8 protein-coding genes, 1 tRNA gene and 1 pseudogene are annotated in these 13,185 nt (G+C 52.7%); 2 read left to right on the forward strand and 8 right to left on the reverse strand.

What is annotated here, in order from left to right; all coding sequences use genetic code 11:
* The 3 genes from ACI0CA_RS14480 to ACI0CA_RS14490 form a co-directional block, all read right to left on the reverse strand.
* The gene (locus ACI0CA_RS14480; protein ID WP_446806681.1) at nucleotides 1-846 is read right to left on the reverse strand and encodes an ABC transporter permease; all 846 of its coding nucleotides are present in this window, start codon (nucleotides 844-846) and stop codon (nucleotides 1-3) included.
* Nucleotides 847-863: 17 nt separating this feature from the next.
* Nucleotides 864-1,862 (reverse strand): ABC transporter permease, encoded by a 999-nt coding sequence (locus ACI0CA_RS14485; protein ID WP_308448515.1) that lies wholly within the window; start codon nucleotides 1,860-1,862, stop codon nucleotides 864-866.
* A gap of 163 nt (nucleotides 1,863-2,025) precedes the next feature.
* Nucleotides 2,026-4,041, reverse strand: coding sequence for an ABC transporter substrate-binding protein (locus tag ACI0CA_RS14490; RefSeq protein ID WP_446806680.1), 2,016 nt, complete (start codon nucleotides 4,039-4,041; stop codon nucleotides 2,026-2,028).
* A gap of 1,093 nt (nucleotides 4,042-5,134) precedes the next feature.
* Here ACI0CA_RS14490 and ACI0CA_RS14495 point away from each other — a divergent pair.
* Entirely contained in the window at nucleotides 5,135-6,784 is a 1,650-nt protein-coding gene (locus ACI0CA_RS14495; protein ID WP_417115317.1) for an alpha-glucosidase, read from the forward strand.
* A gap of 367 nt (nucleotides 6,785-7,151) precedes the next feature.
* Here the strand turns inward: ACI0CA_RS14495 and ACI0CA_RS14500 are convergent.
* From ACI0CA_RS14500 to ACI0CA_RS14510, 3 genes and pseudogenes are all read right to left on the reverse strand, one after another.
* Nucleotides 7,152-7,227 (reverse strand) — tRNA-Ala (locus ACI0CA_RS14500).
* 231 nt (nucleotides 7,228-7,458) lie between these two features.
* Nucleotides 7,459-9,126, reverse strand: coding sequence for a putative manganese-dependent inorganic diphosphatase (locus ACI0CA_RS14505; RefSeq protein ID WP_308448512.1), 1,668 nt, complete (start codon nucleotides 9,124-9,126; stop codon nucleotides 7,459-7,461).
* 142 nt (nucleotides 9,127-9,268) lie between these two features.
* Nucleotides 9,269-10,426 (reverse strand): annotated as a pseudogene (locus tag ACI0CA_RS14510) (MFS transporter).
* Between the two features lie 169 nt (nucleotides 10,427-10,595).
* Here ACI0CA_RS14510 and ACI0CA_RS14515 point away from each other — a divergent pair.
* On the forward strand, nucleotides 10,596-11,477 hold the full coding sequence (locus ACI0CA_RS14515; RefSeq protein WP_308448510.1) for an AraC family transcriptional regulator: 882 nt from the start codon (nucleotides 10,596-10,598) through the stop codon (nucleotides 11,475-11,477).
* A 56-nt stretch (nucleotides 11,478-11,533) separates the two neighbouring features.
* Here ACI0CA_RS14515 and ACI0CA_RS14520 read toward each other — a convergent pair whose 3' ends face one another.
* Together ACI0CA_RS14520 and ACI0CA_RS14525 are read right to left on the reverse strand one after the other, a co-directional pair.
* Nucleotides 11,534-12,034, reverse strand: coding sequence for a GNAT family N-acetyltransferase (locus ACI0CA_RS14520; RefSeq protein WP_308448509.1), 501 nt, complete (start codon nucleotides 12,032-12,034; stop codon nucleotides 11,534-11,536).
* 7 nt (nucleotides 12,035-12,041) lie between these two features.
* Nucleotides 12,042-13,181 carry a bifunctional chorismate mutase/prephenate dehydratase gene (locus ACI0CA_RS14525; protein WP_308448508.1) on the reverse strand — a complete coding sequence of 380 codons (1,140 nt, stop codon included), beginning with the start codon at nucleotides 13,179-13,181 and terminating at the stop codon, nucleotides 12,042-12,044.
* Between the last annotated feature and the right edge of the window lie 4 nt (nucleotides 13,182-13,185).

Genomic DNA, 13,185 nt, shown 5'->3' on the forward strand with positions numbered 1-13,185 from the left:
TTACCTGCCTCTCTTCATGGATAAGTAATCGTTATAGCCTGTAATGAGTAAGAACAGACCGACAAACAGGATAACCGTTGCAACGATCGGTGCGCCGATCCAGAGATACTGCTTGTTGAAAATTGCGTTGTAGCTTCTTGCCCACTGGATCATGTTGCCGAGGGAGACAAGGTTGCCGGGGGAAAGACCCAGAACAGCAAGGCTCGACTCGGAACCGATAGCGGAAAGCGTAGCGTTCATAAAGTTGGAGAGCGACCAGGTCAGCGCATACGGCAGAATCTCGGTCACAACGATCTGCACCGTGCTTTCACCGGAGAACTTCGCCGTGTGGATAAAGTCGCGCTCTTTAATGCTCAGCGCCATGGAACGAATCTGGCGGCTCGGCCAAGCCCATGCGAACATGGTAAGCACAAGAGCCATCACGATCGTGGTGGAGCTGCCCTTCATCAGGGAGGTCATCATGATGAGGATCGGCAGAGACGGAATAACAACGAACGTATCCGTAACAATCATCAGCACGCGGTCTAAAAGGCCACCGGCAAAACCGGAAAGCAGACCGACAAAAACACCGACAACCGTGCCGAGGAATGCCACGATGAGACCGATGACGAGCGAGTTGTGGATAGCTTCAATCAGCAGCCACACAACGTCCTGACCCATACTGGTAGTGCCCAGCCAGTGTTCTGCGGAAGCACCCAGCTTATTCGGGTAGGTATTGAACGTGAACGGGTTCACGTGCGGTACATAGTAAACAACGAAACCGATGATAAAGAATATCAGGGTCACGATAAGACCGAACTTCAGGCGGAAGTTGGCTGCTTTCCAAAATTTTGCAAATTTTTTCATTACAACTTCCCTCCTTATCAACCGTAACGAATTCTCGGGTCGATGAACGGATATATAAGGTCAACAACCAACGTCGCCGTGGAAATCGCCACGATGGAAATCGTGATACATCCGAGGATCATGTTGTAATCGGACTGCAAAATCGCATTTTGGATCAGCGTGCCGACACCCGGGTAACCGAAGATGATTTCTGTCATGATGGAACCGCCGAAGACGCCGCCAAGGCTCATGGCCAAAGCCGTAATCTGGGTCAGGATGGAGTTACGGAAAACGTAGCTCGCACCGATCTTCGCTTCGGAAATGCCACGGTAACGTGCATATAAAACGAAGTCTTCTTCTGCAGTCGTGCCGGCAAGGGACTTCATAGAGATAATCCACCAGCCTGTGCCGAGCAGAAGCATGGAGATGCCCGGCAGAACAGACGCTTTCAGAAGCGAACCGAGCCACTGTGCAAACGTGCCGCGGGTAAGCAGCGTTGTCTGGATTGGGAACCAGCCGAGGACGAACGCGAAGACAATCTGCAGAACAAGAGCGACCAGGAAGTACGGAATCGGATAAATGCAGATCGCGATGCCTTCGAGGATTTTAGAGGATGTCTTGTTCTTGCGGAAACCTGCAAGCAAACCGATGAAGTTGCCGATGATCCATGCAAGCAGCGTGGTGGTCAGGGACAAACCGAGGGTGTACGGCAGGTTACGACCGATAATAGAGGTAACCGGCTCCGGATAGCTCATCAAAGACGGGCCAAAGTCAAACTGCAAAAGGCCATGCAGCAGGAAGTAGCCATACTGCTCAAGAAGAGTACCATCGAGACCGAATTGAATTCTAAGTTGTTGACGTAGCGCTTCCATTTCTGCCGGATCCATGTTGCCGGAACGGGATTGCATCTGGGCGATCATGTTCTCAACAGGATCGGAAGGGAACATACGCGGGATGAAGAAGATGAACGTAACGCCGATCAAGATCGTCAACGCCCACGCAAGGATACGCTGTAAAAAGAATGTTTTGAATTTCACAGCCACACTTCCTTATCTTATAGACAAATTACAACAGGATATTTTGGGAAATGAGAAAGAGGATGACGGACGTGGTCATGGGTATTCGGCACACGCCCTCATCCTCTTCAGATCATTTCAGATTAGTGCTATTGGATTCTCTCCAAGTATTCAAGCTATCAAATTAGCCCTGAACCGGCTGAATGAACGGCAGGTCATACTTGAAGCGGCTCCACCACCACCACGGACCGTCATATGCGTTCTCGGCGTTCGGGTAGCCTTCCCAATATGTGCTGTTGGTCGGAACGAACTTTGTGCCGTTCATGAAGTTGATTGCCGGCATTTCCTTAACAGCTTCCTTCAGGAATTCCTGATGCAGCTCATAGGATTTGTCGCTGGTCGGATCAACGCCTGCGAGTTCGGTAAGGATCTCGTCAACCTTCTCATTCTTCCAACGTGCGCCCTGACCGGAACCGGTCTCGCCGAGCGGCTTCATCAGACGGCTGTCCCAACCGCTGATAGCGGAGTAGAAGTCCTTCAGAATACCAGCGGACGGCCAGTAAGTGCCGATCTGGTAGTTGCCCTGACCACCGTCAACGTCCCAAGTAGCAGTACTCTTGGAAGTAATGGTGCAATCGAGGCCGAACGCCTGCAGCTGGTTGTAAGCAGCCTGAGCGCCGCGAGCGGACTGAGCTTCTGTATCAGCAAGGTAGCTGATTTCAGTTGTGAACTTGGAACCATTGAAGTACCAGCCGTCGTCCTTCTTCTCAAAGCCGGCTTTGATGAGGAGCTTTTCAGCTGCTTCCGGATCGTGCTTCCACCAGCCTGCGCCGAACATATCGATGAGCTCTTCGTCGGTGCCGGTTACGCCGGTCTTCTCCGCCATGCGCTTTGCATAGCCGGTGTCGTACGGCTTAATGGTGGTGCCATCGCCAAGGTCAAGCTCAAAGTTCTCAAGCCATTCCTGCATCGGGATGGTGTATGTATCCTGGAGATACTGGGTGTTGTTGAGCAGCGGAATCGGAGCCGCACGGCCTGCGCCGGAGAAGATGTTCATGGAGATCTGGTCGATATCCAGTGCCAGAACGATAGCCCAGCGGAAGTCAGGGTTGTCGTACGGAGCGCCCTGACCCTGAGAGAACACCAGGCCCTTTGCGCCCGGGTCGTCCATGGTTGCATACGGGAACTCGTTGTACCATGCGTTGATCTTGTCGTTAGAGCTCTGCATTGCCTGCAGCTCTTCCATCGTAACTTCGCAGAGGATATCAACTTCGTTGCTGACCATCTGCATCTGTCTGGAGGAGGAGTCGCCAAGATAACGGAACCAAACATATTCTGCCGGAACCTGATCTTCGCTGTAGTTGTAGTGCTCTGTGCCTACAACGCCAAGCGTACTTTCTTTCCAGTCGTCACGGAGCTTGTAGAGGATCCAGTCGCCGTTGGAGTCATAGTCTTCTACGGTGTACGGGCCTGCTACAACCGGCTGCTCGTCCTTAAAGGTCGTAACATCAGCCTGCTGGGAGTAAATGTGCTCAGGAACGATGCGGTAATCGGTGCCCCATACGGTGATGCCGTAACGCTGTGTAAAGCGCGGGAAGGATTCCTTCATCGTGAACTTAACGGTGTAATCGTCAACCTTCTCAACCTTATCGATGTAGAGGTTGGTCGCTGCGGAAGCACCGATCTTGTCGTTTTCTTTGATCATGTTGAACGTGAAGACAACGTCGTCAGCGTTCAGGTCTTCACCGTCGGACCACTTGATGCCTTCGCGGATCTTAACGGTCCATTCGGTAAAGTCTTCGTTCGGGGTGCCCATATCGGCTGCAATTTCAGGGAACTGCTCACCGGAAACGGTGTCCATTTCCCAAAGGTGTGCGCTCATCAGCTGATGAATACCAAAGCCCATGTTCGTACCGGACATGTAGCTGTTGAACTGGCCCGGAGTGTCGGTCGGAGACGCAGTCTCAACGATCAGAGTTTCGTCACGGTTCGTGCCAACCGCCGTAACCTGACCTGCGGCGGCATTCGTGCCGGAGCCGGTAGATTCGGAAGCAGAAGACTCACCCGCGGCGCTGCTGGTGCTGTCGGTGGAGCCGGAGGATGCTGCACTGCTTGTGCTGCCGCCGCCACCGCAGCCGCTCAGGATGCCGGTGACGAGCATGGCCGCCGACAGAAGAACAGCTAAGGTCTTTTTCTTCATAATACAATACCTCTCTTGTTTTGTGAACCTGCGGTTCATAATGTGTTGAGGTCACAAAGCATACCCCACTTTGTGATCCCCGGTGTTTTGAATTCCTGCAAATCGCAAAATTTGTAGGAATCCCGCCATGAACTTTGCTTTGCAAAATTCATGACCCCCTATTTATCTTACAGCGCTTGTCCGTTCACTGATGTACCTTTCCCCACACGCTCGCCTTTTAGCATCCGGTACGACGATGTGTGCATTCCGCTGAAAGCGGCGGTATTTAGAACATTCAAACGCTGCGATAGCATCGGTCTATTGCTCCATAGCCGAAGACCAACGCTAATAAATAGCTTTAAACTGTAGAACCAAGTGAAAAATAACCAAATTTTAATTTCGTTCTCGGTTTTTCTGTACATAGAATAGCACTGCGTTCACGATTTGTCAATAAGTTTTCAAAAACTTTTCGGTATTTTTTCCAAATACTTTTGTTTATTTTGATTTTTTTGATTCCATATACAACAAAAAATGACATTTAACGAACATCTTGGAAATAGTTTTCTATTATATAAATGCGTAATTTTCATACATCTATATGTTTTGCGCACTTTTCCATTCCAAAGTGTATAAATTGCGGTTTCATGAGTTTTTTAATGGTTCCGATTGCAAATATTCCGGTGTAATCCGCTATTCACTTTAACTTTATCGATACAATATTCGTTTTTTCTGTTTATTCTAAACCGAGTTGTCTATACTGCCCTACAACATCCTATATCATTTGTCCTGTGACTTATACCCTGTTTTGTAGGTCTCTATTCTATTCACTTATATTCTTATAAGTGTACATTTCTGCGGCTGAAACCGTTTCGTCATTTTTACCACTGACTTCTCTGCATTCATCCCGGCAAACGAGCACCGCAGTATAGAAAACTTAACGCATGTTTGGAAGCTAAGCGCCCAGCTTTCCCCTTTATACTTCAAAGCACAATTTTCACTATTTTTCTCAAATACTTTTCAAATTCTTGTAAACTGTGTTATAATGGTAAAAAATACTTGGCCGAAAGGCCACTTTGTGCAATATACATCGATATTGCGCAGGAGGTAAAGTTATATGGAACAGAAAAAAGATTGGGTAAAGGATCTCATCGTGTATCAGGTCTACCCGCGCAGCTTTCAGGATTCTAACGGAGACGGCATCGGCGATATTCCCGGCATTTTAAGCCGCCTTGACCATCTTTCGACGCTCGGCATCAACGCGCTGTGGCTCTCGCCCGTGTTCCGCTCACCGAACGACGACAACGGCTACGACATCTCCGGGTATCGGGAGATCATGGACGAGTTCGGCACCATGGAAGATTGGGACGCACTGTGTGCAGCGTGCCACAAGCGCGGTATCAAGGTCATTATGGACCTCGTCGTAAACCATTCCTCCGACGAGCATCCGTGGTTCCTCGAATCCAAAACCTCGCGCGATAACCCAAAAAGCGACTACTACATTTGGCGCGGCCCGAAAAACGGCAAGGAGCCGAACAACTGGGCCTCCGTTTTCGGCGGCAGCGCGTGGGAATTTGTACCGGAGCGCGGGCAGTATTACTACCACCTGTTCTCCAAAAAACAGCCCGACCTCAACTGGGCAAACCCCGCGCTGCGTGAAGAAATCTTCTCTATGATGGAATGGTGGGTGAAAAAAGGCGTGGACGGCTTTAGAGTGGACGCCATCAGCTACCTTGATAAGCCGCAGGATTTCCCGGATTCCGCAGAGCCGCCGCAGCCGGACGGCTATTCGTTCAGTTCGAGTCTCATCAACGGTCGCCCCGGCACGCACGCCTATATCCGCGACATGAACCGCCGCGTGTTCTCGCCATATAACGTCATGACCGTGGGCGAAGTGGCGTCGAAAGACGCCAAGGAGCTCGCCCGCTACGTCAACACCGACCGCGAGGAGTTCGATATGGCCATCCCGTTCGTCGCGCCGATCGTCGAGATCAACACGTGGTCGCCGAAAAAAATGAAGCAGGATATTCAAAACGACTACGACGCCTTAAAGGAAAACGGCTGGTGGGCGCGGTTTTTCAGCAACCACGATAAGCCCCGTCAGGTCTCACTCTACGGCAACGACAAGGAATACTGGGAGGTTTCCGCCAAAATGCTCGCGATGCTGCTGCACTCCCTGCCCGGCACGCCGTTCGTGTATCAGGGTGAAGAGATTGGCATGACGAACATGTGCTTCCCGTACATTGAAGATTACAACGACCCCGATGCAAAAAACACCTACCACCAGCACATTTTGGCGGGCGACACACCGGACGTGGCCTTAAAAGAGGCGCAGATGATCTCCCGCGACAATGCCCGCACGCCGATGCAGTGGGACGCAACCGAAAACGCCGGCTTCACAACAGGCAAGCCGTGGCTCGGCATCAACCCGAACCACACAAAGATCAACGCGGAAAACCAGAAAAACGACCCGCACTCCATTTTCAGCTGCTACAAAGCGCTCATCGCACTGCGCAAATGCAGTCCCGCGCTCTCACGCGGCGACCTCGAAATTCCGGAAACCGGCTCCGATACGCTGTTCGCCCTAAAGCGCAGCTATAACGGCGAAACTCTGCTTTCTTTCCACAATTTCTCCGCCGAACCGTCGAAAATCCCCGCCGCGCTCGTTCCGCAGAACGGCGAAGTGCTGCTCTCCTCCTACGACCGCGAGGGCGGCTACATCGGCCCCAATCTGCGCCCGTATGAATCGGTGATTTTCCGCGTATAACGGAGGTGCAGCATGATAATCACGGGTTAAAAATCCATGCGAACACAACCTGTTATGCTGTTTTTCCCCCAAAAATGAAACTATGCGAACAGAGATTGTGCGTGTTTTGATTTTTTAATTCCCTTCTAATTCAACGATTATCCCTGTAATTTAACAAATGCTTCTGTGATTTAACGATTACCTCAGCCGTTTAACGATTATGACGGTACATGAAGCCTCAATCCACATAAAACGCACAAACCCCGCCGCAGAATTGCCCTGCAGCGGGGTTCACTTATGTGCTGAAACAACCGAAAAGCCTAATTTCAAGCGGTTTTCGGGCATAGAAAAAGTCCACCGTAATTCTATCAAAATTACGGTGGACTTATGGTGGACCCGGAGGGATTCGAACCCTTGACCTCTGCGTTGCGAACGCAGCGCTCTCCCAGCTGAGCTACGGGCCCATATTCTGTTCAACAGCAAACATTATAACACAGTCTTTCAAAAAAATCCAGTCCTATTTTTTATTTTTCGCAATTTTCTGTATGCAAAAAGGGCCGACCGCTTTGGGCCGACCCTTTCCTCACAAATTATTCGTTTATTTTGCCGCTCATGATATCGAAACGCAGTTGATCGTGCCGCAGGATGGTCCAATCGGCCATATAGCCGAAATCGGAGAGGGCACGCGAGGAAAATCACACACCGCCGCCGGCTTCTTTGCTGATGGCATCGATGAAGGCAGGGATGAGCTGCTTTTTGCGAGAGACAACACCTTTAAGCCAGATGGTGCCCGCTTTCGGCGCACGGCCGAAGGCATCTTCAACGAGCATATCGGCGGACTCGCCGTAGCACATGAGGCGCGTGGACTCCTCGATGATATTCGTCAGCATGAAGAACATCATGGAAAGGCCGTGCTCGCGGCAGGACTTTTCGAGGTACGGGCGCAGGCGGCGCTCCAGCTCATCGAGCTCGGAGCCGCTCATGCTGTTGATCTGGCCGACACCGAACGTGACGTCGCCGAACTCGAACTTCTTGTAATCCTGATAGAAAATTTCTTCCGGAGTCTTATCCTTGAGGTTGCTGCCTGCGGTAAACATTTCGATACCGAAGCTCTGGCAATCGATGCCCGCAATGGCACTGAGCGCTTCCGCTGCGGCGCGGTCCAGCATGGTACAGGTAGGCGAACGGAACATGAGCGTATCGGACAAAATGGCGCTGCACAGAAGACCCGCGATCTGCGGCGGAACCTCGAAGCCCTTTTCTTTATAAATAGAATAGATGATGGTCGCCGTGCAGCCGACGGGCTCGTTGCGGAAATACACAGGCGCCATCGTCTCGAGGGAGCCGATGCGGTGGTGATCGATGATTTCCAAAATTTCTGCGTTTTCGATGTTTTCGACCGCCTGACTGCGCTCATTGTGATCGACTAAGATGACGGAGCGCTTGCGGATGCCAAGCAAGTTACGGCGAGAGATCATGCCGACGTACTTGCCGTTTTTATCGATAACCGGGAAATCGCGAATGCGGGTGTTCTGCATGGTATCTTTAATGGCATCGGTGTAATCGCTCGGGGTGAACGTGACGAGATCTTTCGTACGCATGAACGCCTTAACCGGCATGCACTGGCTGATGCGGTGCGCAACGGTGTACGTATCAAGCGGCGTAGTGAGCACGGCGCAGTTATTGTCGCGCGCGAGCTTCTGGATGCTGCGGGAGACCTCTGCGCCGAGGCAGACGAGGATACAGCCCGCGCCGGACTCAATGGCGGAAAGCTGCGATTCGTAACGGTTGCCGGTGATGACCATGTCGTCCTTTTCGATGTAGTTTTCCATGACGTCCGGGTTTGCGACGGCAATGACGACGTTGCCGTGCTCGAAAACGGCATCGGGGTCGCCGACGAGCATTTTGGCTTCCAGCGTTTCCAAAATGTTGCAGTACGGCGTTTTGGCTTTTGCAATCATGGTGCTGTCCTGATTTTCCATGTAGGACGTGGCAATGTCGTTGATGGTGATGATGCCGTCTAACACGTTGTTTGCATCGACGATGGGCAGCGTGACGGCGTTCATCTCTGCCATCATGCTCCACGCTTTTTTCATGGAAATGCCCTCGTTGATGCCGGGAATTTTGCGGATCTCCATATCGCGCACGCGGGTGCCGATATTGTTGACGTAGGTCGGCTGGCGCATGCCGAAGCGCTGGAGGACGTAGCTTGTCTCGGAGCTGATCTGCCCAGCGCGGGCGGCGACATAGTGATTTCCGTCATTTTCTTTATTTTTAACGTCCGCGTAGGCGATCGCCGAACAAATGGAATCGGTGTCGGGATTGCGGTGGCCTAAAACATAGACTTCTTTTCTCTCGCTCATGCGTATACCCCACTCAAGGTAAAATGTTGTTTTTAGTATAGCACAGATTTTCCGAAAAAGAAAGAAAAAGCGAACGGCCGAGGGAAATTTTTGCACACCGTTCGCAAGATTGTCGATTTTTGATTTTTGTCAAGGCGCCGTGTTATTTGCGGTCGAGCGTCAGACGGTTTGCGTTCCACACGGCAAAGGCGAGCAGCGCGGCAAACGCCATGAGGATAACGGGATAAATCTGCATACCGAGCAAGTCGCTGAGCTTGCCGAAGAACGCGGGCATCGTCATGCTGCCGACATAGGCGCACGCCATCTGCATACCCATGACCGCCTGCGCGTTTTCGGCGCCGAAACGCACGGGCGTTTGATGCAGAAGCCCAGGGTAAACGGGCGCACAGCCGAGCCCGATGAAAACAAGGCCCGCCACCGCCGAGAACTCGACCGGCACGAACAATAAAACCGTGCCAAACAGCACGCAGACGATGCCGATCGATACCATGCGGCGGTCGCCAAGCTTATCGGAGATAAAGCCGCTGAGGAAACGCCCCGCCGTGATGCCGATGTAAAACAGCGAAGCCATGGAGGCGGCGCTTTCCGCCGCAATATTGTGCCGCAGGACGAGGAAGCTGCTGGCCCAAAGCCCTGTGGTGCCCTCCAAAGCGCAATATAAGAAGAACGCGAGCATGGTGACGGGTGCGCCGGTCATTTTCAGCACACGGCGCAGGAAGGATTTCCCGCCTGTTTCCTCCGCCTCGCCTGCGGGCGTTTTCTTTCACAGCGGGCGCGAGAGAACAAGCACGATCGTCAGCGCGAGCTGAATGAAGAACACCACGCGGTAGCCGGCGCCGAAGGAATAGCCGCCCGTGAGGCACGCACCCATGATATACGGCCCGGCCATGGCGCCGAGACCCCAGAAGCAATGCAGCCAATTCATGTGGCCGGAGCGGTAATACAGGGCGATGTAATTATTCAGAGCGGCATCTACACTGCCCGCGCCGAGCCCGTACGGCACCGCCCAAACACAAAGCTGCCAGAACGCGCCGGCCGAAGAAAAGCCGAATAGTCCCAGCGCCGTCAGGCCGACGCTGATGACCGTGACGAGATGCGTGCCGAGCCTGCGCACGGCGCGGTCGCTCATCAGGCTGGAGATGACCGTGCCGCAGGAAATAATCATGCTGACAATGCCCGCATAGGACACCGGAACATTCATGACCCGGTACATCGTCGGCCACGCCGAGCCGAGCAGGGCATCCGGCAGACCGAGACTGATAAATGCGGCGTAGATGACCGCAAGCAACAAAGAAAACATATCGATTCCCCTTAATTTTTTGTCTTTAAATCTTCGGATAAGAATTGCAAAAGCACATCGGCTTTGCTATACTGAATACTAATATAACGTATTTTAACGATGTTTCATAGCAAAATCGGTTTAAAAAATACAAATATATCGTATATCTTGACAAAATGCGGAGGACAGCATGATTCCGAAATTCAGAATACACGGCGACGGCGCAGAGCTTGTGCCGTATACGGTGCCGGAGCTTTTCTTTTTTGCGGGCGGACGCACTTTGTGCTTCGACGCAGCGCGCGAGGGCGACGCCATCGGCCACTGGCACGACGAAATCGAATTATTATATGTAACGGAAGGCAGCATGGTGTACAATGTGAACGGCACACGCTGCACGGTGCACGAGGGCGAGGGGATTTTTATCAACACGCGGCAGCTGCATTTTTTTGAAGAAAGCCGTTGCACCTACCGATGCGTGCTGCTGCACCCCATGATGCTATGCGCCAACACGTATTTGGAGGAGACGTACATTACGCCCGTGACAAAAAACGCCGCTTTCCCCTGCTGCATCTTAAAGCCGGAAAAAGAAAAAAGCGGCGGTGCTTTGGCGCTGATCGAGGCGCTTTTCGACGAAGCGGACAAACACAATCTGCTGCGCCTGCAAAGCCTTTCCTACGCGGTGTGGGACGAGATCTGCCGGCTGGCACCGAAGCCCGAAAACACGGTTTCCGAAAGCAGCCGGCTTTCGGCCGTAAAAAACATGATGCACGCCATACACAGCGGCTATGCGGAAAAGCTGACGCTGGAAGAGATTGCGGGCGCGGGGCATGTATGCAAAAGCGCGTGCGAAAAGCTGTTTCACACGTATCTGCACTGCACGCCGGTCGAATATCTTCAGCGGTTTCGCCTGCAAAAGGCGGCGGAGCGCCTGTGCAAAACGGAAACGCCCGTGGCGCAGATCGCGTTGGACTGCGGATTCTCGGGCGCGAGCTATTTTACCGGGTGCTTCAAAAAAATCTATGGCTGCACGCCGAAAGCGTACCGCAGCAGCCGCAAAAACACGAAAGCGTAAAAATGCAAACCGAGCCGTGCTTTTTCAGTCGGACTCGGTTTGCATTTTGTTTCGGATCACAGGTCTTTCTGCATGATGTAGTCGTTCATCACGAAGCCGCTGCCGATGTCGGTGACGACGGCGTCCGTTTGATGAAAACCGAAGTATTTGTAGACTTCGATGGCGTGAAAATTCTTTTTGTTGACGGTGAGATAGATTGCGGGGAGTTTTTCCGCCTGACAGAGCGTTTCGATGAAATCGAACGCGGCGCGCGGCAGGCCGCGGCTGCGATGAGCGGCGGAAACGTAGAGCTTGCTCAGGAACATTTTGCCCTCTTTGTGCGGCACAAGGCCGATGAAGCCCGCGGGCACGCCGTCGTCGAGCATCATATAATAGACGTAGCCCTCGCTTTCCATCTGGCGGTGGATGGCCGGGACGGACTGGAATTTTTCGATCATGTAATCTGTGGACGCAACGCCGTTGATGCAGTCGTAGGTCTCGTGCCAGATGGGTGCGGCGATCTCGGCTATTTTTTCAATCTGTTCTTCTTCCGTGACTTTGATAAAGGTAACTGCCATTTTTAACTCAGCTTTCTTTGTAGTTTCCGAGGAACGAGAAGCGGGGCATCTCGTCGGAGAGGGCGCAGATGAGCGCAAGTGTCTGCACGTCGTGAACATTCCCGGTGAAATCGAGGTAGAAGTCATACTCGAAATTGCGCTCCGGGATGGGGCGGGATTCGATTTTTGTGAGGTTCAGGCCGAGCAGAGCGAAACGCTCCAGCGTATGGCACAGCGAGCCCGGGGTGTGCGGCAGAGAGAAGCACAGGCTGATCTTTTCCGCGTCTTCGGGCAAAACGGCTTCACGCGAAATGACGATGAAGCGCGTGCAGTTGTTATCGGTATTCTGAATATCGGCGGCGATGACTTCAAGGCCGTATTCCTCCGCCGCCTGCGCGGAGCAGACTGCGCCGACGCCCTCGAGACGGGTTTCGGCGATGAATTTTGCGGCAGCCGCCGTGTTGGAATAGGCTTCGGTTTCGATGTCGTGTGCCGCGAGATACGCACTGCACTGCACGAGGGCCTCATGCTTCGAGAGCACCTTTTTGACCGCACCCGTCCCCTTTGCGCGGCACAGGCAGTGGCGCACGGGAATATCCGCCGCACCGACGATGAACATGCGGTGCTTCATGATGAGGTCATAGACCTCAGAGACACTGCCGGCATCGGAATTTTCGACCGGCACCACGCCGTAATCGCCCGCGCCGTTATGGACAGCTTCAAAAACATCGCGGAAGCCGGGTAAAAAGATCGGCTTCTGCCCCGGAAACAGGCGCAGGGCGGCGCTGTGGGAAAACGCGCCCGCCGCGCCCTGACAAATGACACGCGGGTCGGCTTTTAATGTCTTTGGGGAATTTTGCTCGAGGTCGCGCAATACCCCGCCGCTTTTCAGCATATTGTGCTGGCGGGCGCGACTGATGCTCATGATGGCGCTGTAAAGCGCGACGGCGCTGTCGCCGTACTCACCGGCTTCTTTTTTAACGCGGTCTAAAATGACCTGCTCGCGGGCGGCATTTAAGACGGGAATGCCCGCCTTGCGCTTGATCTCCGCGACGCGCTCCGCGCACTGCATGCGTTCCGTAAAAAGCTTTAAAAGCTCTTTATCAATGCGGTCTATATCGTTGCGAACCGGCAAAAGCAGTTCATCAAAGGACTTATTTTCACTCATTTTG

The organism is Hominenteromicrobium mulieris, assembly GCF_046197855.1.
In the GTDB taxonomy this organism is placed as follows: domain Bacteria; phylum Bacillota; class Clostridia; order Oscillospirales; family Acutalibacteraceae; genus Hominenteromicrobium; species Hominenteromicrobium mulieris.

What these genes read in the sequence shown, in the direction of transcription:
- ACI0CA_RS14480 (WP_446806681.1), bottom strand. Translation starts at nt 846, where the DNA reads ATGAAAAAATTTGCAAAATTTTGGAAAGCAGCCAACTTCCGCCTGAAG.
- ACI0CA_RS14490 (WP_446806680.1), bottom strand. Translation starts at nt 4,041, where the DNA reads ATGAAGAAAAAGACCTTAGCTGTTCTTCTGTCGGCGGCCATGCTCGTC.
- ACI0CA_RS14495 (WP_417115317.1), top strand. Translation starts at nt 5,135, where the DNA reads ATGGAACAGAAAAAAGATTGGGTAAAGGATCTCATCGTGTATCAGGTC.
- ACI0CA_RS14505 (WP_308448512.1), bottom strand. Translation starts at nt 9,126, where the DNA reads ATGAGCGAGAGAAAAGAAGTCTATGTTTTAGGCCACCGCAATCCCGAC.
- ACI0CA_RS14515 (WP_308448510.1), top strand. Translation starts at nt 10,596, where the DNA reads ATGATTCCGAAATTCAGAATACACGGCGACGGCGCAGAGCTTGTGCCG.
- ACI0CA_RS14520 (WP_308448509.1), bottom strand. Translation starts at nt 12,034, where the DNA reads ATGGCAGTTACCTTTATCAAAGTCACGGAAGAAGAACAGATTGAAAAA.
- ACI0CA_RS14525 (WP_308448508.1), bottom strand. Translation starts at nt 13,181, where the DNA reads ATGAGTGAAAATAAGTCCTTTGATGAACTGCTTTTGCCGGTTCGCAAC.